Annotated in this window: 19 protein-coding genes; 10 read left to right on the top strand and 9 right to left on the bottom strand. The window is 65.2% G+C overall.

Going from position 1 to position 21,565, the window contains the following annotated elements:
• Positions 1-90: 90 nt before the first annotated feature.
• The 8 genes from ACZ5BO_RS02075 (at position 91) to gabT (ending at position 6,421) form a co-directional block, all read left to right on the top strand.
• Positions 91-633, top strand: a complete 543-nt coding sequence (locus ACZ5BO_RS02075; RefSeq protein WP_464697996.1) for an RNA polymerase sigma factor — start codon at positions 91-93, stop codon at positions 631-633.
• A gap of 118 nt (positions 634-751) precedes the next feature.
• Complete coding sequence (locus ACZ5BO_RS02080; protein WP_011058560.1) at positions 752-979, top strand: RebB family R body protein; 228 nt, start codon at positions 752-754, stop codon at positions 977-979.
• 25 nt (positions 980-1,004) lie between these two features.
• Entirely contained in the window at positions 1,005-1,673 is a 669-nt protein-coding gene (locus ACZ5BO_RS02085) for a hypothetical protein (protein ID WP_025128571.1), read from the top strand.
• Between the two features lie 144 nt (positions 1,674-1,817).
• On the top strand, positions 1,818-2,345 hold the full coding sequence (locus tag ACZ5BO_RS02090; RefSeq protein WP_025128570.1) for a hypothetical protein: 528 nt from the start codon (positions 1,818-1,820) through the stop codon (positions 2,343-2,345).
• A gap of 113 nt (positions 2,346-2,458) precedes the next feature.
• Entirely contained in the window at positions 2,459-2,773 is a 315-nt protein-coding gene (locus ACZ5BO_RS02095; protein WP_025128569.1) for a RebB family R body protein, read from the top strand.
• 55 nt (positions 2,774-2,828) lie between these two features.
• Entirely contained in the window at positions 2,829-3,143 is a 315-nt protein-coding gene (locus ACZ5BO_RS02100) for a RebB family R body protein (protein WP_025128568.1), read from the top strand.
• A 380-nt stretch (positions 3,144-3,523) separates the two neighbouring features.
• Positions 3,524-4,966 (top strand): NADP-dependent succinate-semialdehyde dehydrogenase, encoded by a 1,443-nt coding sequence (gene gabD / locus ACZ5BO_RS02105; protein ID WP_025128567.1) that lies wholly within the window; start codon positions 3,524-3,526, stop codon positions 4,964-4,966.
• Between the two features lie 174 nt (positions 4,967-5,140).
• Entirely contained in the window at positions 5,141-6,421 is a 1,281-nt protein-coding gene (gene gabT / locus ACZ5BO_RS02110; RefSeq protein ID WP_025128566.1) for a 4-aminobutyrate--2-oxoglutarate transaminase, read from the top strand.
• A gap of 72 nt (positions 6,422-6,493) precedes the next feature.
• Here gabT and ACZ5BO_RS02115 read toward each other — a convergent pair whose 3' ends face one another.
• Genes ACZ5BO_RS02115 through ACZ5BO_RS02140 form a run of 6 tightly spaced genes read right to left on the bottom strand, consistent with a single transcriptional unit; the run spans position 6,494 to position 14,785 of the window.
• Complete coding sequence (locus tag ACZ5BO_RS02115) at positions 6,494-7,507, bottom strand: PLP-dependent cysteine synthase family protein (protein ID WP_029978360.1); 1,014 nt, start codon at positions 7,505-7,507, stop codon at positions 6,494-6,496.
• Positions 7,508-7,554: 47 nt separating this feature from the next.
• Positions 7,555-8,703, bottom strand: a complete 1,149-nt coding sequence (locus ACZ5BO_RS02120) for an aminotransferase class I/II-fold pyridoxal phosphate-dependent enzyme (RefSeq protein WP_464697999.1) — start codon at positions 8,701-8,703, stop codon at positions 7,555-7,557.
• Positions 8,700-10,127 carry an MATE family efflux transporter gene (locus tag ACZ5BO_RS02125; RefSeq protein WP_025128563.1) on the bottom strand — a complete coding sequence of 476 codons (1,428 nt, stop codon included), beginning with the start codon at positions 10,125-10,127 and terminating at the stop codon, positions 8,700-8,702. Before ACZ5BO_RS02125 ends, ACZ5BO_RS02120 begins: the two co-directional genes overlap by 4 nt.
• Entirely contained in the window at positions 10,121-11,119 is a 999-nt protein-coding gene (locus tag ACZ5BO_RS02130; protein WP_025128562.1) for an ornithine cyclodeaminase, read from the bottom strand. Before ACZ5BO_RS02130 ends, ACZ5BO_RS02125 begins: the two co-directional genes overlap by 7 nt.
• A 25-nt stretch (positions 11,120-11,144) precedes the next feature.
• Entirely contained in the window at positions 11,145-12,545 is a 1,401-nt protein-coding gene (locus tag ACZ5BO_RS02135) for an alanine racemase (RefSeq protein WP_464698001.1), read from the bottom strand.
• 59 nt (positions 12,546-12,604) lie between these two features.
• Positions 12,605-14,785: a TonB-dependent receptor gene (locus ACZ5BO_RS02140; protein ID WP_464698003.1), complete on the bottom strand. Its 2,181-nt coding sequence runs from the start codon at positions 14,783-14,785 to the stop codon at positions 12,605-12,607.
• Positions 14,786-15,118: 333 nt separating this feature from the next.
• Here ACZ5BO_RS02140 and ACZ5BO_RS02145 point away from each other — a divergent pair, with 333 nt between their 5' ends.
• A complete protein-coding gene (locus ACZ5BO_RS02145) occupies positions 15,119-16,333 on the top strand; it encodes an HDOD domain-containing protein (RefSeq protein WP_464698005.1) in 1,215 nt (404 codons plus the stop codon).
• Between the two features lie 55 nt (positions 16,334-16,388).
• Here the strand turns inward: ACZ5BO_RS02145 and ACZ5BO_RS02150 are convergent, their stop codons facing one another.
• The 3 genes from ACZ5BO_RS02150 to desA form a co-directional block, all read right to left on the bottom strand.
• Entirely contained in the window at positions 16,389-16,640 is a 252-nt protein-coding gene (locus ACZ5BO_RS02150) for a hypothetical protein (RefSeq protein ID WP_464698007.1), read from the bottom strand.
• Positions 16,641-16,732: 92 nt separating this feature from the next.
• Entirely contained in the window at positions 16,733-17,725 is a 993-nt protein-coding gene (locus tag ACZ5BO_RS02155; RefSeq protein WP_464698009.1) for a GGDEF domain-containing protein, read from the bottom strand.
• Positions 17,726-18,053: 328 nt separating this feature from the next.
• Entirely contained in the window at positions 18,054-19,238 is a 1,185-nt protein-coding gene (gene desA, locus ACZ5BO_RS02160) for a delta-9 fatty acid desaturase DesA (RefSeq protein WP_025128556.1), read from the bottom strand.
• Positions 19,239-19,384: 146 nt separating this feature from the next.
• On the opposite strand from desA, the gene dibA reads away from it, so the two are divergent.
• A complete protein-coding gene (gene dibA, locus ACZ5BO_RS02165) occupies positions 19,385-21,304 on the top strand; it encodes a phosphodiesterase DibA (protein WP_025128555.1) in 1,920 nt (639 codons plus the stop codon).
• Positions 21,305-21,565 lie beyond the last annotated feature (261 nt).

The following is a 21,565-nucleotide window of genomic DNA, read 5'->3' on the forward strand; positions in this document are numbered from 1 at the left end:
GCGGCAATTTTTCCCGCTGCTTCGCTCCTGGGGGCCAGCGCACCCTGCAGCCATATCCGTGCAGTCACGGGGCACAGGGAGGTGCGGGAGATGAATTGTTCCATGCAAGGCGGCCTGCAGGCGGCACTGGCCGATCCGCTGTTCGAGGCAAGCTGGCGGGCGGTGTTGCCCGGGTTGCAGCGCCGCGCCCGGCAGCTGGCGCGGGGCAATGTCGACAGTGCCCAGGAATGGCTGGCCGCCACGGCAATCAAGGCCCTGCTGTTCTTTCGCCGGTCGCCGGAGCGGATCCGCGATCCCCAGGGTTTTCTGTTCCTGGTGCTGGACCATGTGTTTCTCGACAGCTGCCGCCGGCTGGCTCGGGAGCGCCGTCTGTTCGTCAACCTGGTCGATCTGGAACAGGACCCGCTGCAGCAACTGGAGGCGCCGCAGATGTCGGTGCTGGATCAGGTGGAACTGCTCGAAGCCCTGGCCCTGCTCAGTCGACGGGTGGCGCAGTTGCCGCTGAAGAAGCGCCGGTTGTTTGAACTAAAGTTTGTCGATGACCTGCCCTACCCACACATTGCCGCCGAGCTGGGGATGAACCAGCCCCTGGCGCGCAAGCATGTGCAGCTGTTACGGGCGGCGCTGCGTTGATCGGCGCTGAAGATTCACAGCAGGCCCGCTGGCACGTTCTCGTTCAGTGAGCCTGTTTTCGACGCTGTAGCCGGCGCCGCCGCATCCTGCGGGGGGCCTTCCATCTAAGGAGAGATGTATGCCAGATCCCATGGTCAACTCGCAGATCACCGACGCTGTCACCCAGACCAACGTCAAGGTCGTGGCCGAGGCTCCGGCCCAGGCCATTGCCTCGCTGTACCAGGTGGCCAGCCATTCGGCGGGCCTGTCATTGCAGAACGCGGTCAACAGTCAGCAGGCGCTGAACCAGATCTCCAATGCGGTGGTGTCCAAGGCCGTGGCGTTGATCATGGCCATCGGCGAGTAGGGCCTGCTGGCCCGGGAGAATCGTCATGGCGTGGTTCAAGAAGAAATCCCCACTCGCCGCCCCGGCCGATGACGCCGCGAGCGTGGCCGGTGACCCGAGCGCTGCCGCTCCGGCCGCGGACCCGGCTGCGGCGAGCGCTGCCGATCCGGCGAACGAACCGGCCGCCGCACCGGCGGCCGATCCTTCACCCTCGAAATCGCCGGCCGGCGCGGCACCGGTCTCGGTGATGGAAACGATGAACGAGCAGATGCTGAAGCAGGCCACCACCCCCAGCACCGACAGCACTGATGCCCTGAACAGCCAGATCGTCCAGGCGGTGCAGTTCACCAATGCCCAGACCTTCAGTTATGCCCCGGCACAGATCGCGATAGCTCCCGACATGATGATCAGCCAGGCCGCCGGCCTGGTGGCGCAGTCGGCGGCGGGGTACTTCGACGGGGTCAGCAAGCTGGCCCTGGCGGCCCAGGCGGTGCTGCTCAAGCAGATGACCGAGAACATCGTCAAAGAGAACGTCAAGGGCGCCGCCGAGGATGCCCTGGGCGTCCTGGCCACCGATCTGATGGTGGGGGCGGCGGCAGCGGTGGCGGCGGCTGCCGGGGCCATGGAGGCCGAAGCCGCCAGCGTGGCCATCGACAAGATCGACGCCAGCATCGCCAAGTACAGCGCGACCCTGGCCAATCGGCCGTCGTCCTGAACCTCCCACCCGGGCGCGCAAGGCGCCCCAGTGGCTTGAATTCAAGGGCTGTGCTTGCGCGGCCCCTGCTTACCCCCTGGCGTTGAAGTTCGACGGACCCGGTGCCCAGCCCTTCAACGCCATTCATCGAAGAAGGAGCATGAGATGGCGACTGAAGACCCCAATGCGCTAGAGACGATCATCCGTTTTGCCGAGGCCTACCTGAAGCGGCCATTGACCCTGGTCGAGCGCCAGGTGCTGGAGGCTTTTGTGCGCAACAAGCCGATGGACCTTTCCCAGGCCTCGCAGCAAACCGTCGATCAGGCCCGCCAGCGTGCCGGTCAGGTGCTGCAGGACGATGAGCGGCGCACCCGGCAGATTCTCGAACAGATAAGCGGCGCCAATGCCGGCAGCAGAAACGATCCCCAGGCCCAGGAGCTGGTGCTCCAGCAACTGTTGGCGGCCGCCGGAGCCCTGTCGCCGGTCCAGGCTTCGCCTCCACCCTCTGGCCCATCCCCGGCTTCACCAGCACCGGCGCCGGTCTCGGCGGACGACCCGGTGCTCAAGGCGATGATCAGCACCCTGGTGCAGCAGGAAGTGAAAGCGGCCGTGGAAGCGCGGATGAGCGAGCTGTCGCAGAAAGTCGAGGACACCCTCAAGCAAGTGACCCAGAACACGGGCAGCGGGCAATAGGCACCCCCTGAACCAAGCCCCGGGCCTCTGCTGGCTCAGGTTCACAGGACCCGGGCTGCCACGTTCACTCAATGACACGGAATGCTCCGTGTACTAACAAAGGAAGTTGAGCCATGCCACTTGTTAACGAACAAATCACCGATGCCGTCACCCAGACCAACGTCAAAGTCGTCGCTGAAGCGCCGGCCATGGCGATGGGCACCATCTACCAATCCATGGCCCAGGCCACCGCGATCCTGTTCCAGAACTCGGTCTCGGCGCAGCAGCAGCAAAACACCCTGGCCCAGGCCGCAACCAACCAGGGCGTGATGCAGATCTACAGCGTCGATACCACCGCCGGTGCCGCGGCGACCGAGAAGGTCGCCCAGGGCGGTGTTTCCGACAACCTCACCAGCTTGCTGACGGTACTCAAGTCCTTCCAGGGCTGAGTGGCTGAACGCCTGATTTCCCGTTGAACTTTCCTGCTGAAAAAATGGAGTTTTTATGAGCACAGTCAGTCCGCAAATCACCGATGCCGTCACCCAGACCAACGTCAAGGTCGTCGCCGAAGCGCCGGCCATGTCGATGGGCACCATCTACCAGTCCATGGGCCAGTCCGTGGCCATCCTGTTCCAGAACTCGGTGTCGGCCCAGCAGCAGCAAAACACCCTGGCCCAGGCCGCGACCAACCAGGGCGTGATGCAGATCTACAGCGTCGACACCACCGCCGGTGCCTCGGCCACCGAGAAAGTCGCCCAGGGCGGTGTGGCCGACAACCTCACCAGCCTGTTGACGGTGCTCAAGTCGTTCAGCGGCTGACCCTTCCGCTGGCGTGTTGCCAACGCCCCCGCCGCCTGTCGAAGGCTGCGGGGGCGTTGTCTTTTGGCCCGGCGATCGGCGGCCTTGCCCCGGGATATTGACCGCCAGGCGCCTTTACGTTCTTTTTTTCGAACAGCCTATTGTCCTTTACCCCCATTGATCCTAGGATTCGTTTGAGATTTCAAACGCTCTTGCCTGGGTGCCCAAGGGCACGTCTATCCTTGTGTGCGATATTTTCGTGCTTCAACCCAGTGAACGATTTTCCTGACGGCAGCCTCGATGCAGGCCGGTGGCAGCGCGACTGCGCCCACTCCTGACGAGGCGCCTTTCTACAATCACAATTCGCCCCGCGTATGCGCGGTGCTGTTAAGGAAGCCGACATGCAGCTCAAAGACGCCCAGTTGTTCCGCCAACAAGCCTTCATCGATGGGGCTTGGGTCGACGCGGACAATGGCCAGACGATCAAGGTCAACAACCCCGCCACCGGCGAGATCCTCGGCACCGTGCCGAAGATGGGCGCCGCGGAAACCCGCCGTGCCATCGAAGCCGCCGACAAGGCCCTGCCGGCTTGGCGTGCCCTGACCGCCAAGGAGCGCGCCAGCAAGCTGCGCCGCTGGTACGAATTGCTGATCGAGAACCAGGACGACCTCGGTCGCCTGATGACCCTGGAGCAAGGCAAGCCACTGGCCGAAGCCAAGGGCGAGATCGCCTACGCCGCTTCCTTCATCGAATGGTTCGCCGAAGAAGCCAAGCGCATCTACGGCGACGTGATCCCCGGCCACCAGCCCGACAAGCGCCTGATCGTGATCAAGCAGCCGATCGGCGTGACCGCGGCCATCACCCCGTGGAACTTCCCGGCGGCGATGATCACCCGTAAAGCCGGCCCGGCCCTGGCCGCCGGTTGCACCATGGTGATCAAGCCCGCCTCGCAAACCCCGTTCTCGGCCCTGGCCCTGGTGGAACTGGCGCACCGTGCCGGCATCCCCAAAGGTGTGCTGAGCGTGGTCACCGGCAGCGCCGGCGACATCGGCGGCGAGCTGACCAGCAACCCGATCGTGCGCAAGCTGTCGTTCACCGGCTCCACCGAAATCGGCCGCCAGCTGATGGCCGAATGCGCCAAGGACATCAAGAAGGTTTCCCTGGAACTGGGCGGCAACGCGCCGTTCATCGTGTTCGACGACGCCGACCTGGATAAGGCCGTCGAAGGCGCGATCATCTCCAAGTACCGCAACAACGGCCAGACCTGCGTCTGCGCCAACCGCCTGTACATCCAGGATTCGGTGTACGACGCCTTCGCCGAGAAGCTCAAAGTCGCGGTGGCCAAGCTGAAGATCGGCAACGGCCTGGAAGAAGGCACCACCACCGGTCCGCTGATCGACGAGAAGGCCGTGGCCAAGGTCCAGGAGCACATCAACGATGCCCTGAGCAAAGGCGCGACCCTGCTGGCGGGCGGCAAGCCGATGGAAGGCAACTTCTTCGAACCGACCATCCTCACCAACGTGCCGAAAAACGCCGCGGTGGCCAAGGAAGAGACCTTCGGTCCATTGGCGCCACTGTTCCGCTTCAAGGACGAGGCCGAAGTCATCGCCATGTCCAACGACACCGAGTTCGGCCTGGCCTCGTACTTCTATGCCCGCGACCTGGGCCGTGTGTTCCGTGTGGCCGAGGCCCTGGAATACGGCATGGTCGGGGTCAACACCGGCCTGATCTCCAACGAAGTGGCGCCGTTCGGCGGCATCAAGGCTTCGGGCCTGGGTCGCGAAGGCTCCAAGTACGGCATCGAGGACTACCTGGAAATCAAGTACCTCTGCCTGGGCATCTGATTTCGCTTCAAGCGCAGGGGGCACGAGAGCGCTGTCCCTCTGCGCCGCTGTAAAAACGTAATTTTCAAGGTGGCCCGGAGCGCCTCCGACAGTCGATCAACGCATGCTGTCGCAGCCCTTCCGGCCCCGCAACCCTTGAATCACGCCGCTTTAGGAGCGGTGAATGAGGATTTTATGAGCAAGACCAACGCATCCCTGATGAAACGCCGTGAAGCCGCTGTCCCTCGCGGTGTTGGCCAGATTCACCCGATTTTCGCCGACAGCGCGAAGAACGCCACGGTCACCGACGTTGAAGGTCGCGAGTTCATCGACTTCGCCGGCGGCATCGCGGTACTGAACACCGGCCACGTGCACCCGAAGATCATCGCCGCAGTGACCGAGCAGCTGAACAAGCTGACCCACACCTGCTTCCAGGTCCTGGCCTACGAGCCGTACGTGGAGCTGTGCGAGAAAATCAACGCCAAGGTCCCAGGTGACTTCGCCAAGAAAACCCTGCTGGTGACCACCGGTTCCGAAGCCGTGGAAAACGCTGTGAAAATCGCCCGCGCCGCCACTGGCCGCGCCGGCGTGATCGCCTTCACCGGCGCCTACCACGGTCGCACCATGATGACCCTGGGCCTGACCGGTAAAGTCGTGCCTTACTCGGCCGGCATGGGCCTGATGCCAGGCGGCATCTTCCGCGCGCTGTACCCGAATGAACTGCACGGCGTGAGCATCGACGACTCCATCGCCAGCATCGAGCGCATCTTCAAGAACGACGCCGAGCCTCGTGACATCGCCGCAATCATCATCGAGCCGGTCCAGGGCGAAGGTGGTTTCTACGTTGCGCCGAAGGAATTCATGAAGCGCCTGCGCGCCCTGTGCGACCAGCACGGCATCCTGCTGATCGCTGACGAAGTGCAGACCGGCGCTGGCCGTACCGGCACCTTCTTCGCCATGGAACAGATGGGCGTTACCGCCGACCTGACCACCTTCGCCAAATCCATCGCCGGCGGCTTCCCCCTGGCCGGTGTCTGCGGCAAGGCCGAGTACATGGACGCCATCGCTCCAGGCGGCCTGGGCGGCACCTACGCCGGTAGCCCGATCGCTTGCGCGGCAGCCCTGGCGGTGATGGAAGTGTTCGAGGAAGAGCACCTGCTGGACCGCTGCAAGGCCGTGGGCGAGCGCCTGGTGACCGGCCTCAAGGCCATCCAGGCCAAGTACCCGGTGATCGGTGAAGTGCGTGCCCTGGGCGCGATGATCGCGGTCGAGCTGTTCGAGAACGGCGATAGCCACAAGCCGAACGCCGCCGCCGTGGCCCAGGTTGTGGCCAAGGCCCGCGACAAGGGCCTGATCCTGCTGTCCTGCGGCACCTACGGCAACGTTCTGCGGGTGCTGGTGCCGCTGACCTCGCCGGATGCGCAACTGGACAAAGGCCTGGCCATCATCGAAGAGTGCTTCGCTGAGCTGGCGTGATGCCCGGGCCTGAAGGCCCGCTGTAAAAAGCCGCTGGCGCCCCTGGCCCAGCGGCTTTTTTATGCCGGCGATTCAGGCCCGGGCCAGCCAGCCGGCCAGTTGCTGCCGGACCCGCGGCTCGAAGAGTTGATGGCGGTCCATCCACTCATCGTTGAACACCGTGTCCAGGTACTTCTCCCCGCCGTCGCAGACCAGGGCCACGATCAGGCTGCCCGGCGCCGCGTCCTGGGCGTACTTGAGCGCCTGGTACACCACCCCGCCGGCCGAGCCGCCCAGCAGCAGGCCATGCTCCCGCGCCAGATAGCGGGCGGTTTCAAAGGCCTCGGCGTCGGACACCTTCAAGCCGCTGTCGATCAGCGGGTAGTCGATCAGCACGCCGATTTCCGCGCCTTCCGGGGTGCCGGTCCCGGACTGGTGATAGCAGGCCCCGGGGCCGCCGAAGATCACCGAGCCGCAGGGCTCGACGCCGATGATCCGCACCTCGGGGTTGTGGGCCTTCAAGGCGCGGGCGGTGCCGCACAGCGAGCCGCCGGTGCCCACTGCGCCAAACAGGCAATCCAGGCGCCCGCCCAGGGCGCTGTGGATTTCCTCGGCCAGGGCCTGGTAGCCGTTGGCGTTGGCCGGGTTGTTGTGCTGCTGGGTCCAGTAGGCACCCTGCTCCCGGGCGATGCGGGCGGCGGTGGCGTCGCGGTCGGCGGTGGCCAGGCCGCCGTCGGGGCTGCCGACCCGCACCAGCTGCGCGCCGAAGGCCTGCATGCCTCGCAGTTTTTCCGCCGAGGCATGATGGTCGACCACGGCGGTGAAGCGATATCCACGCTCGGCGGCGATCAGCGCCAGGCCCAGGCCGGTATTGCCCGAGGTGGATTCGACAATCCAGCCGCCGGGTTGCAGCAACCCCTGGGCTTCGGCTTCATCGATCATCTGCCGGGCCATGCGGATCTTCGCGGTGCCGGTGGGGTTGTACTGTTCCAGCTTGAGCAGCAACTGGCAGCCGTTGGCGGTTTCACACAGTTGGAGCAGGGGCGATGCGCCGATCAGATCGGAAACACGCTGCTTGATGCCGCAGGTGCAGGGTGGCGAATCCATGGTGACCTCGGAGTAGGGGGGCAGGAAAAGGGCTTCGGGCCTGACAATCACGGGCTTGTGCAACGCAGTGCCGCTACGGCGCGTTGCAAGCCTTCGAGAAACCGCAGGTTGTCCGCGGGCTGGCCCAGGGACATGCGGATACAGCTCTGGTAGCCGGGCTCGCGCCAGGCCTTGATGATGATTGCCTCGTCCAGCAAGCGCCGGTTGACCTCCAGGGCATCGACCCCGGTGTCGATGAACAGGAAGTTGGTCCGCGAGGGTGCTACCCGCAATCCCGCCGCAATCAATGCCCGTTGCAGGGGCTCCCGGGCCTGGGCGGCAAAGGCCTGGCTGCGCTGTACATGCTGCGGGTCACCCAGGGCCGCCAGCGCGGCGTGCTGGGCGGCCTGGTTGATGTTGTAGGGCGTGCGGACCCGGTCCAGCGCCTGCACCAGGCTGGCGTCGCTGGCGATTCCGTAGCCCACCCGCAGCCCCGCCAGGCCGTAGGCCTTGGAGAAGGTGCGCAGGACGATCCAGGGTCGCGACTGGTTGCGCAGTGTGCGCAGGGCATCGGGGAAATCCGTGTCGGCGCTGGCGAACTCGTAGTAGGCCTCGTCGATCACCAGCAGGGTGTCGTCGGGGGCCGAGTCGATCAGCCGGGTGAAGGCCTGGTGATCGAAGATCGTGCCCAAGGGGTTCGACGGGTTGCTGATCAACAGCATCTTGGTCGGCGTGGCCAGGGCGGTTTGCCAGGCGTCGAGGTTGCAGGAGAAGTCCGGGTTGGACGCGACCTTGACCACCTGCGCGGCCATCATCAGAGGAAAGATCTCGTGCAGGCCGAAGCAGGGCGACTGGGTGACCACGCGATCCGCCGGATCGAGGAAGGCCAGGCACAGCAGCTCCAGCAGGTTCTCCGAGCCGTTGCCGATGATCAGGCGCTCGGGGTCGCTGTCCAGGTGTTCCCCCAGCGCCCGGCGCAGGTGCTGGCAGGCCGGGTCCGGGTAGCGGCTGTAGCTCCGCGCGCTGAGCTGTTCGAGCGCCGCCAGGGCCGCCGGGGCCACCCCCAGGGGATTCTCGTTGTTCGACAGCTTGAGCAATGGGTGGGTGCTGCGGCGCGCCACCTGTTCCGGGTCGGCCCCCGGGTCGTACAGGGGCAGGGCCTTGACGCTGTTGCGCAGCAGCTTGAGCACGGCAGTGGCGCAGGGCGTGGCAGTCATGTGGGCTCCTTGGCGGCCGGGTCGGCCACGGTTGCCAGTGGGGCGGGCTCGGCCTGGGCCAGCAGCGCCTTGAGCTGTTTCTCGAAGGACACCAGCAGCAGCACGGCGGTGGCCGCAAGGCCGATGGCCAGGCCTATCCAGATGCCGTAGATGCCATTGGGGCTGAGGATGCCCAGTACATAGGCGGCGGGCAGGCCCACCAGCCAGTAGCCGTAGAGGGAGATGCGAAAGGGCCCGGCGGTGTCGCCGATCCCGCGCAGGATGCCGTTGCCGATGTTCTGGCTGGCGTCGAAGAACTGCAGTACCGCGGCGATCAGCAAGCCACTGGCGGTCAGGGCCAGCACCTCCTGGTTGGCGCTTTGTTCGGCGGAAATGAACAGCGCGACGATCGGTTGGGCGAACAGCAGGTAGAGCACTGCGAACAGCAGCATCAGCAGCCCGCCGGCTGCCAGGCCCATGTGCCCCAGTTGCCGGGCGCGATGGTACTGGGCTGCGGCATGGGCCTCGCTGATGTGGATCGAGGCCGCGTGGGAGATCCCCGCAGAGAACATGAAGACGATGTAGATGATCTGGTTGAGCACGGTCTGGGCGGCCAGCGCTTCCATGCCCAGGGTGCCGATCAGCAGGGTCAGGACGCTGAAGAAGCCCGCCTCCGAAGCGTAGGTGCCGGCAATTGGCAGGCCGAGTTTCCACACAGCCCCCAGGCTCGCCCAGGAACACTTCAACTGCCCGGGGGCGAAGTACCGCGCCAGCTCACGGTTGCTCAGCACCACAGCGAGGAACATCAGGCACGAGAGCAGGAACACCAGGCTGCTGGTCAGGGCCACGCCCTCGAAACCCAGGGCCGGCAAGCCGAACCTGCCGTACACCAGGGCGTAGTTCAGGCCCGCGGTGAGCACGATCGACACCAGGGTAATGAGCAGCAGCGGCCCTGGGGTCTTCAGGCCGACAGTGAAGTGGCGCAAGGTCTGGAACCACAGGCACGGCAGCAGGCCCGGGGCCAGGATCGTGAGGAAACGCACGGTGTCGGCGGCCACGCTCGGGTCCTGGCCGAGCCAGACCAGCGGCCGCTCCAGAAGCAGCAGCACGGCAATGAACAGCACACCGCTGAGGGTGGCCCAGAACAGCCCGGCCACCAGCAGTTGGCTGATCTGCTGCGGCTCCTGGCGGGCATTGGCCTGGGCCACCAGATTGCTGACGCCGGTGACCAGGCCGGTGCCGGTGGTGCGCAGCTGGTTGAACAGGGCGATGGCCAGGCCGCCGGCGGCGATCTCCTTGGCCCCCAGGGTGCCCAGGACCAGGATATCGATGGTGGTCAGGGCGACATGGGCCAGGTTGGTCAGGATCAGCGGGCAGGCCAGCAGCAGCAACGGCAGGAATTCGCGCTTCCACAGCGGCCAGCCACGTGGGTCGGAGTTCACCATAGCTTGACCCTCTGGCCACGCTGGCCGGCCAGGGCCAGGTCCGCGAGGTAGCGTCCCAGGGCCACGTCGGTGACCACCATGCCGCTGTTGTAGGCGAAGACCACGTCCTGCGGGTGGCGCCGCGCGGGGGCATGGCCGAGGAGGATGTCCGGCAGTTCGGCATCCATCGCCGGCAGGCTGCCGTCGGCGGCGGCAAGGTCGGCGCTGGTGACGCGCATCTGTGCGCTGTCGGTGGCGATGCGGTAGTCGGCGCCGTGCAGCACGTCGGCATCGATGCCATAGCCCACCAGCACCGCCACCGCTCCGGGCTTGAGCCAGGCGCGTCGTACCTGCTGGCGGGCGGTCAGGCCGGCCACGCCGAGGATGATGTCGGCATTCGCCGCGGCCTCGGCCAGGTCGCTGACCACCTCCACCCTGCGCCCCGGGCAGTGGCGTTGCAGCGCTTGTTCCACGGCCTTCAGGCCTTCGGCGTAGTGGCCGTAGACCTGCAGGCGTTCCAGGCCGGGCAGCGCGGCCAGGAGCATCGGCAAGGCAATCTGCCCCTGCACGCCGGTGCCGACCACCAGCGCGGTGCGCGCCTGCGGGCAGGCCGCCCGGGCCATCAGCGCCGAGGTCGCGGAGGTGCGCATCGGTCCCAGCTGGGCGACGTCCATCAGGGCAATCGGCTGGCCGCTGTGGTCATCGCAGAGAAAGATGAAGGAGTGGAAGCCATAGGCGTCCCGCAGGCGCTGCGGGTCGTGTTCGTACACCACCTTGAACCCCAGGGTCTGGCTGGCCCCGTCGCGGCCGACCATGGAGTAGCTGATGGAGCGCTGGTCCCTGGGCTCGACAATGGTCTTCAGCGGGTTCTGCGAGTCGCCCTGGCGCAGGGCGACATAGGCCTGGCGCACCACCTCGAGCACATCGACATAGCGCACGCCGAGGTCTTCCAGGGCGGCTTGCGGCAGCACCCAGAGTTCGCCGGGGGCGGCGTATTGCGTTGAGCGGTTCATCCTGATTCCTCTTGGCAGATAAAACTCACGCCAGCCCGTCGAGCTGCCAGCGCAGGGCGCCGCCGTCGAGTTCGATGACCACCTTGTGCGGCAGTCGGGCTTCATGGAAGGGCGACTCGTTGGAGTCCATCTGGTAGCCGGCGGTATTGAGGTACAGCAGCAGGTCGCCGGGGCGTACCGGGTGCGCGAAGCGGATCTTGCGCCAGGTCAGCATGTCGGCCTCCAGGCAGGTCGAGCCACCGATGCAGGCGACAAAGGGCTCGGGCTCGCGAGGGCTGGCAGGCAGCAGCACCGGCTCGGGCAGGTATTCGCTGTTGAACCACTGCTCCGAGAGGCTGAAGCTACTGCCCTGTACCGTGATCAGGGCGTAGCCGTCGCTGTCGCGGCGGTCCTTGACCCCCTGCACGCGAAACGCGCTGATACCGGCCTGATCCAGCAGGGCCCTGCCGGGCTCGATGATGAAATCGATGCCGTGGCGGGCCGCCTGTTGCGCCAGGCTGATGGTGCCCTCGACCGGCGCCGCGAGGATGTCCGCCAGGGCCTCGGCGCAAGCGCGTGGGGCGCCGTAGGGATAGAAATCGCTGAACGATTTACCCGCGTGGTAGTGCGTGGGGTGGTTGTGCTGGCGAAAGCGCTCCCAGGCTTGCGGGCTCACGTACTGCACGGCGAAGCCACCGCCCAGGTTGATGCGCCTGCAGTGGTCCAGGCCGCTGGCGCGGGTGTCGATGCACAGTGTCAGCAGCTGGGCGGCGGCCTCGACCCGCTGTTCGCAGGAGTAGCCGCCAAGGTGGAAGGAGAAACCTTCCAGGCGCAATCCGCGTGGGTCTTCGCGGCACAGCGCAATGGCCTGTGCACATTCAGCCGGGCTCAGGCCAAAGCGGCTGTCGGCATGGCTCTCGGGGCGCTGGCGCAGGGTCAGCCGGGCCGCTTGCCCGCGGTCGTGGGCCAGCTGTTGCAGGCGCCGCAATTCATTCAGCGAGTCGATCGCCAGCAGGCACTGGTGGCTGAGGCCCAGCTCCAGCAGGCGCTGGCTCTTCTCCGGGCCAGAGATGCCGATGCGCGGGCCCGGCACGCCGCCGCCCAGGGTCTTTTCCAGTTCGCCGAGGCTGGCTACGTCGACGCCGATGCCCTGCTGGCTGCAGGCCCTGACCAGGCAGTCGGCCTTGTTGGCTTTCTTGGCGTACAACAGGGCGCCATCCACCGCATGCTGTTCGAAAGTGCGCTGGAACCGCTGCACATTGCCGGTGAATACCTGGGGCAGCATCAGGTGCAGCGGCGAGCCCAGGCCGTCCACCAGGCTGTGCAGCGCCTCTGGATGCTGGCGCAGCAATGCCTCGACCTGGGGATGCCTGAGGCTGGGCAGAGGCGTGCCTGGGCAAGCAGCATCGCAGGGCGTGGCGTCGTTGGCGGGCTGCATGACTGACATATTCATCCTTGGCAGAGTCGGTCGTGGCGGCACCCGGGAGGGGCCGGCCGGGAGTGAACTCAGAATTCGAAGCGGGCGGAGAAGAACACCTCGCGCTCGCGGCCCACTTCCAGCCCGCCCTGGTAGTAGGTGCTGGCGTAGTAGTAGGTGTTGCTCAGGTTCTTGCCGTGCACCCGGTAGGTCACCGGCGTGCCGCCCAGGCGGGTCTTGTAGCTGGCACCGGCATCGAGCAGGGCGTAGCCGGGGATGTAGCCACTGTTCTGCGGGTCCACCGGGCGGCTGCCGACCAGGCTCAGGGTGCTGTCCAGTGACAGGCCGGGCAGGCTTTGCACCTGGTACTGGGCCCCCAGCGCGCCTTTCCATTTCGGTACGCCTTCGGTGCGCTTGCCGGCCACGCTGGGGTCATCCACATCGTCGAGGCGGGTTGCCAGATAGGCCAGGTTGGCGTTGAGGGTCAGCGAGTCGGTGAAGCGGTCGCTGAGGTTCAATTCGACCCCGCGGTGGCGGTACTCGCCCTTGCTGACGAAGGTGTTGCTGGTGTCGAGGTAGCTGGCGTTGCGGCGGATCTCGAACAGTGCCAGGCCCAGGCTCAGGCGCGAGTCGATCTCGGCCTTGAGGCCGACTTCGTATTGCTCGGACTCGATGGCGTCGGTGGGCTGGTTCTTGTTGGTGGCATTCCAGGGCGCGTAGTCGCCTTTTTCCAGGCCGCGGGAATAGCTGACGTAGGTCATCAGGTGTTCCAGCGGGCGGTAGATCAGTGCGGCGCTGGGGATGAACACGTCGTGGCTCTGGGGCAGGGCGGTGGCCGACAGGTGATCGGCGCGATACCAGATGTAGCGACCGCCGAGCAGCACCTGGAACTGCTCGTTGAGGGCAATCAGGTCGCTGGCGAACACCGAGCTTTCCTTGATCCGCGAGACGAATTCGATGTCGTTCTCCGGCCCGAAGTGGTGCTTGGGCGGTTGCACCGGATGCAGGATGTTGCCCACCGAAACATCGCCGACGCTGGTCCCGGGGTTGTTGCTGTTGATGTCGTCCCAGGCCGGGCTGCGGTCCTTGAACTGCTTGTAGCCGGTGCCGAGGAACACGTCGTGGTACAGGCTGCCGGTGTTGAACTTGCCGGCCAGGTAAGACTGCAGCGACCAGGTGCTGAACACTTCGCCACGGGAGACATAGAGGTCGGCGGTGCCGATGTCGCCATTGGGCTGGATGTTGAACAGGTCGTTGTAGCCACCGTGGCGTTCGACCCGCGAATAGTTGGCCTGGGTGATCGAGGTCCAGTTGTCATCGAGGCTGTATTCGAACTTGGCGTCGATGTTCTTGCCTTCGGTCTGGTGGCGGAACCAGGAGCCGGTGAGCAGGTCGCGGCGGTTGATCTTCGGTGGCCGCACGTAGCTGGAGGCATCCAGCGGGTTGGCCCGGTGGCGCTGGTCGGCCCGCAGCAGCGGGTCGGCCACGGTGGATTTCCACGACCAGTCGGTGTTGAGCTGCAACAGGGCGCGATCGCTCAAGCGAAAGTCGGTGGCCAGGCCGATGAACTTGCGCTCCAGGTCCCGGGCGTGATCGTAGTCGCCATTCTTCTCGTAGCCGGCATTCAGGCGATAGCCGAATGCGCCGTCGGCGGTCGAGTTGCTGTTGTCCACGGCCAGGTAGCGGCCGGTCAGCGACGAGCCTTGCAGGGTGAGGTTGAGCAGCGGGTCGCGGGTCGGGCGCTTGAGGATGTAGTTGATCGTGCCGCCGGGCGAATTGACGCCGTAGAGAAAACCCGAGGGTCCTTTGAGCACGTCGATGCGCTCGACGTTTTCCAGGGGCACGTCATGGTGCGGCGCCAGGGTCAGGCCGTCGCGGCGCAGGGTGTTGAAGTTGTCCATGGCGAAGCCGCGCAGGCGGAAGTTGTCGAAGCCGCTGCCGGCCGAAGCGCTGAGGATCGACGGGTCCAGGCTGAGCACATCGACGGCGGTGCGGGCGGAGGCGTCGGCGATGGTTTTGGCGTCGTAGCTCTGGATGGCCAGGGGGATATCCAGGGGACTCTTGGCCCCGAACGCCCCGGCATTGACTTCAACGGCATCGTTGAGCGGCGGCGCGCTGATCCGGGTCGCATCGAGGCTCAGGGACGATGTGTGCTTGTCCGGGGCCTCGGCCTCCTGTGCCTGGGCGACGGCCAGGCCGGCGCAGGCCGAAACAACGCTGGCAAAAACCCTGAAGGCGCAGCGCGCCGGTGATCCAAGCAATGGATTCATCTGTAGTCCCTTAACTCAACGCAGCTGAAATGACGCCGCCGTTCCAATCTGCAACCGTCGTGGCCAGCCGATGAACCTTGTCCGTCGACTGAGGCTGAAGACCCTGCTAACGTCAGCCCTTCATATGAGAACCGTTATCAAGAGATACATTATAACGTTTTAAAAAATGACGCAATGCTGCCTGGGAATCGTCCCGGGAGCTGCCGTGATCGAGATTTCGCGGAGGGTCCCCGGATGGTTTTTCTCGGGTTTTTGCGCAGCGGTCGGTGTTTTTGCCTGTATGAAACCGATGGCTTTGACTAAGGTGCACCCATAGTTACCGGAGCGTGCTGCATGACTGCTGTGGATTTACCCGCCGTACCCCGAGTGTTGATTGCCGAGGCCGACCCCTGGTCCCGTGATCTGTTGAAGCAGGTCTTGTTGAACGTGCGCTGCGACGCGCGCCTGGACCTGTGTGCCGATGGCCAGGAAGCCATGGACCTGTTGAGCGCCAGACCCTACGACCTGATCATTGCCGACTGGGAACTGCCAGGCATCGACGGCCTGTCGGTGCTGCGCTCGGTGCGCCAGCGCAAGCGCAATCCGCTGCAACCGTTCATTCTCCTCAGCGTGCGCAGCGACAGTGCCAGCGTGCGCGAGGCGCTGCCATTGGCCCCCACCGCCTACCTGACCAAGCCTTTGAACATGGAGAGCCTGACCCAGCGCCTGCAGGGGCTGTTGCTGGATGCCGGCCAGGAGGTGTCCTGCGAAGTGCCAGCACTGGCCCCCGGCATGACCTTGTGGACCTTTCTCGAACGCCGCCGCGAAGTGGCCGATGGCGCGCCGCTGCTGACCGATGTGCAACTGGCGGTCAAGCGCAGCCTCAACCCCGAAGGGCTGGACATCCGGTTGCTGGAGGAGGAAATACACACCGACCCGCAAATCACCGCGGTACTGATCTCTGCTGCCAACAGCGCCGCGCAGCATCACGGCGACGGTGTGCAGACCCTGTCCCAGGCCCTGCATCGCCTGGGCACCGGGCAGAGCATGAACCTGATTCTCGGCCTGACCCTCAAGCGCAGCGCGCGCCTCAGCGATCCCGCCCTGGCCGACTACGCCGAACGTTACTGGGGGTTGTCGCTGCACACCGCCGAGTACGGCCGGACCCTGGCGCGCCTGCTGGACCTGGACCAGGAGCGCTGCTACTGCGCGGGCCTGCTGCACCGCCTGGGCGACCTGGCGCTGCTGCGTTGCCTGCAGGAGTGGAAGCAGGCCGGAGGCGAGCTGGACGACCAGGAAGAAATCGGCGATGCCCTGGAGCGCTTTGGCGCGGCCTATGGCTCCGCCCTGCGTACCCGTTGGCGCATGCCCCTGGAACTGCGGGAGCTGATCGCCTCGATCTACCAGCTGGGAGGTGGGGTCTATTCCCGCGAAGCACTGGTGATGAACCTGGCGGCGCAACTGGCGCGCCTGACGCCCCACGAAGGCGTGGAAGAGGTGGCCCGCAGCAAGACTGCGCGGCTGCTGAAGGTCGGCCTGCCGGAGCTCGCCCGCCTGCGCAAGAGCTGAGGATGGATCGCGGTGCGCGGCGCATGCAGTGCGCGTTGGCGCGTCTAGGCGACGCCTACCAACTGCCCAGGCTCGAACACAGGTCGAACCAGCCTTCGACGGTCTGGTCCTCGGCACGCAAGGCCAGGTAGAAAAATGGCCAGGCTGGAACCAGCGCCAGCAACTGCGCCGGGTGTGCCCCGTCCTTCAGTGCCAGGGCCACGCCCATCACGGGAAACACCAGGCCGATCAGGCAACACACCAGGCGCTTGCCCCGGCAGCCACTGCGTTTGCTGTTGATGCGTCTGAGCAGTTGTTGTTCGTTCATCGGGCACGTTCTACAGCAACCGGCGGAGCTGCGAAAGGGCCGCTCGGATGAACGACTCGGGCCAGTCGACGGCTGCCGCGCGTGGCCGTCAACTAGCCGGTGACGATGCGATTCTTGCCCTGGCGCTTGGCCTCGTACATGGCTGCATCGGCCCGGGCAAACAGGCTGTCGAGGCTCTCATCGGCGGGCAGCAGGCCGGTCAGGCCCTGGCTGACGGTGATGCTGAAGGCCTGGCCGTTGTGGCTGAAGCTCTGGCGCTGGATCTCCCGCTGCAGGCGTTCGGCCACCGGCCGCGCCATGTCCGCGGCGCAGCCAGGGAATACCGCGGCGAACTCTTCGCCGCCGATGCGTCCGAACAGGTCGCCGCGGCGCAATGCGGCGCGCCCGCTTTCGGCGATGCGTTGCAGGACGATGTCGCCCTCGGGGTGGCCGTAGGTGTCGTTGATCACCTTGAAGTCATCGATGTCCAGCAGCAGGAAGGCCAGGGGCGCACCCTGCAGGCGTGCTTGCTCGAACTCGCGGTTGGCGCATTCGAAGAAGTGCCGGCGATTGCTGCTCTGGGTCAGCACATCGGTGGTGGCCAGGCGTTGCAACTCGGCCTCCAGCTGTTTCTTCTCGGTGATGTCTTCGGCGATGCCAACCACGATCAATCGTTGCCCGGGTTCGGCGTTGCGGTTGATGAAGCACTTGTCGCTGAGCCAGCGCACCTGCCCCTGGGCATCGATGATGCGGTACTCGCGGTCTTCGACTGCGCCCTTTTCCAGGACCTGGGCCAGGCTGCGTTCGGCGTATTCCAGGTCGTCGGGGTAGATGCTGTCGCGCCACTGGTTGCTGTCCGCCAGCAGCAGGCTGGCGGGGCGGCCAAAAATCCGCTCATAGGCCGGGCTGACGTACAGCACCTGGCGCGTGTCCCAGTCGGAGGCCCAGAGCACCGCGTTGACGCTGACCAGCAAGGAGCTGAACAGCTGTTCGCGTTCGGTCAGGCGGGCGACTTCGCCCTGGGCGTGCATCAGCGCCATGAGGGTTTGCGCGGCCTCGGGCCACTGGGGAAGGGAAGAGTGAGTGTGTGGGTTCTTGTTGACCATTGGCACAGATCTCAAAAGGCGTGCCGCGCGGTGTTCGACAGCGGCTGCAACCAAGCCCGCCTGGGTGGCGAAGTGTTGTTTGAGATAGGGGATCGGGCGCTAAGTTCCCAGGAGGCCGGGCGACCTGGCGTGCTCCCGCCGGACGGTCGAACGCCCCGCCGAGGCCCGCCACCCATGCCGCCTGTGTGGCGAGGGAGCCTGCACCCGCTCGGCGGCGCAGCTGCCGCAAACCGGGCAATGAAACATTCCAGACAGAACGCGAAGGCCGGGGGGATGCCGAGCGATCCCGCACCCTTCGCCACAGCAGGTTGTGGCGAAGGGCTGGGCCTCAGGCCGCGTTGGGCCGCAGGGAGTAGGTCTTCAACTGATGGGCGAAGTCCCGCAGGGACTGGATACCACTGGCCTCGGCCTCGTGGACCCAGTCCTTGATCGCCGCCAGCATGTCGTGGCCATTGGCGCTGGTCTTGGCCCAGATCTGTTGCAGCGCCAGGCGCTTCTCGTAGATCACCTTCAACGCCTGGCTGTGCTCCAGCATGTTCTGGATGCGCAGGTGATGGCGGTCTTCCAGCAGGCTGGTTTCCCGGGACAGCAGGCGCTTGGCGCGGTGGAACTGGTGGCGCACCGAGTGATCGACCTTGGCCAGCTCCTGCTTGACCAGCGGGCCGATCACCAGCTTGCGGTACTGGGCCATGATCTGGAACCGGTTGTTGAGGATGGCCATGGCGGTGTCCATGTCCAGGTGCCCCTTGCCTTCGACCCGGTGGGCGATCGGCGCCACGCGCTGGACCTTGGCCAGGCGCAGGAAGCTGAACACCTTGATCCACGCCCAGCCCATGTCGAACTCCCACTTCTTCACCGACAGCTTGGCCGAGTTGGGGTAGGTGTGGTGGTTGTTGTGCAGCTCTTCACCGCCGACGATGATGCCCCAGGGCACCAGGTTGGTGGCGGCGTCGCGGCATTCGAAGTTGCGGTAGCCTACGGCGTGGCCCAGGCCATTGATGACACCGGCGGCCCAGAACGGAATCCACATCATCTGGATGGCCCAGATGGTGATGCCGATGGTGCCGAACAGCATCAGGTCGATCACCGCCATCAGGGCGATGCCACCCAGTTTGTAGCGGCTGTAGAGGTTGCGCTCGATCCAGTCTTCCGGGCAGTTCTTGCCGTAGATGCGCAGGGTTTCCGGGTTCTTCGCCTCTTCTCGATACAGTTCGGCGCCCTTGCGCAGCACCGTGGACAGGCCCTTGATCACCGGGCTGTGGGGATCGTCGACGGTCTCGCATTTGGCGTGGTGCTTACGGTGGATGGCGGTCCACTCGCGGGTGTTCTGCGCCGTGGTCAACCACAGCCAGAAGCGGAAGAAATGTTTCAGGCCGGCGTTGAGTTCCAGGGAACGGTGCGCGGAATAGCGATGCAGATAGACGGTGACCGCAACAATGGTCACGTGGGTCATCAACAGAGTGACTGCCACCAGTTGCCAGGCGGACAAGCCAAGTAAACCTTCATACCACATAGGCGATAAGGCCCTCGAAAAAGAAAAAAACAGCCCAGGCATTATCACTAAGCCGAGTCAGAAAACCAGTCGCCCTTTCAGATAAGAGTGGCGGCATGTTTCTTCCTCTATAATCCCAAACTTTTCGTGTGGAAATAGACGGACTTATGTCGGTTTCTTATCGCAATGGCTTGCGTGCCGCGCTGCTCTACCTGCTGCTGTCACTGGCGTGGCTGCAGTTCAGTGGTCATTTATTGAGCAGTTTCTTCGATGGGTTGACCGACCAGGCCCACTGGCAGCTGGTCAGTGGCTATGCCTGGGCCGTGGTCAGCGCGGTGCTGATCTTCTTCGCCCGGGCCCGGCTGTTGCGGGTGCTGGGGGCTGACCGCTGGTTGCGCCATCAGCAGAAGGATCGCGAGCGCCTGCGCCAGGCAGCGGCGGTGTTCGACTGCACCCGCGAAGGGGTTCTGGTGAGCGATACCCAGGGCCAGATCGTCCACGTCAACCGGGCCTTTATCGAAATCACCGGCTATCAGCGCGAAGAAGTGCTGGGGCGCCAGCCGAGCCTGTTCAAGTCCGGGCACCATTCGGCGGACTTCTACAAGGCGATGTTCGACTCGCTGCAGCAGACCGGCGAGTGGAGCGGCGAGATCTGGAACCGACGCAAGAGCGGCGAGATCTACCCGCAGTGGCAGACCATTCGCGCGATCCATGATGAACAAGGCGAACTCACCCACTATGTCGCGGTGTTTTCCGACATCAGCGCGATCAAGGATTCCCAACACGAGCTGGCCCACCTGGCTCACCACGATCCGTTGACCGACCTGCCCAACCGCCTGCTGTTCACCGATCGCGCCGAACAGGCCCTGGCTTCGGCGCAGATCCACAAGCGCGGTTGCGCCATGCTGATGATCGACCTGGATCACTTCAAAATGATCAACGACAGCCTCGGCCACAACGTCGGCGACCAGTTGCTCAAGGCCGTGGCCGAGCGCCTGGGAGAGATGTTCGGCCCCGGCATCACCCTGGCGCGCCTGGGCGGCGACGAGTTCGCCGTGCTGGCTGAAAGCTGTCCGCAGTTGGTGCAGGCGGCGGCCCTGGCCCAGCGCATCATCGACGGCCTCAAGGAGCCCTTCCCGTTGGGCGAGCACCAGTTGGTGATCAACGCCAGCATCGGCATCAGCCTGTTCCCCAGCGACGCCCTGAGCGCCCAGCAGTTGCTGCGCAACGCCGATGCGGCGCTGTTCAAGGCCAAGAGCGCCGGGCGCAATGGCTACGCCCTGTACACCGAGGAACTCACCGCCCATGCCCAGCAGCGGGTGGAGATCGCCTTCGAGCTGCGCCGCGCCCTGGAGCAGCAAGAGCTGAGGGTCTACTACCAGCCGGTGCATGACCTCAAGAGCAGCCGCCTGATCGGGGTCGAATCCCTGGTGCGCTGGGAGCACCCCGAGCGCGGCCTGGTGTCACCGGCGGAATTCATCCCGATTGCCGAGCGCACCGGGATGATCGCCGAGATCGACGCCTGGGTCATGCAGCAGGCCTGTCGGCAGATGTGCCAGTGGCAGGCCGAGGGCGTGGTGCTGTCGTTTATCGCGGTGAACGTCTCCACTCGCTTGTTCGCCCGCAGTGAGCTGTACCAGCAAGTGGCCAAGGTGCTGCACGAAACCGGCCTGGACCCGGCCTACCTGGAGCTGGAAGTCACTGAGAGCGCAGTGATGGATGATCCGGAAGTGGCCCTGGAGCAGATGCACCGCCTGCGGGAGCTGGGCATTCGCCTGGCCATCGACGATTTCGGCACCGGTTATTCCTCCCTGCTGCGGCTCAAGCGCCTGCCGGTGCAGAAGCTCAAGATCGACCAGGGGTTCGTCGCCGGCCTGCCGTGGGACGAAGACGACGCGGCGATTTCCCGAGTGATCATCGCCCTGGCCCAGAGCATGGGCATGCAGGTTCACGCCGAAGGCATCGAGCAGATGGAGCAGGCACGGTTCCTCCTCGAACACGGATGCGACCTGGGCCAGGGCTACTGGTTCGGCCGGCCGATGCCGGCGGCGCAGTTGGACTGGAGCAACGCCCCGCCGATCCGCTGAGGTGCGGCTGCAAGGCCGCACGCAAGGGGCGCCGCAGTGCCACTGCCGACGCCCCGAGCGGTGCCTGGGCGCAACGCCCATGGCATCGAGGGAAAGGCCCCAGAGCCGCGCCTGAGGTGCAGGGATTGCGCCCTGCGACACCTTCGGCAGGAAGGGTTTGGGACCTAACCCTGCGTCCTGGCAAATAATTTTTTCTGGTTATATAAACATTCTTAAATAGTATTTTTAAGAATATCTGCGGCTATCTACTATTGCTCCTAC

Source organism: Pseudomonas sp. FFPRI_1 (assembly GCF_055384485.1).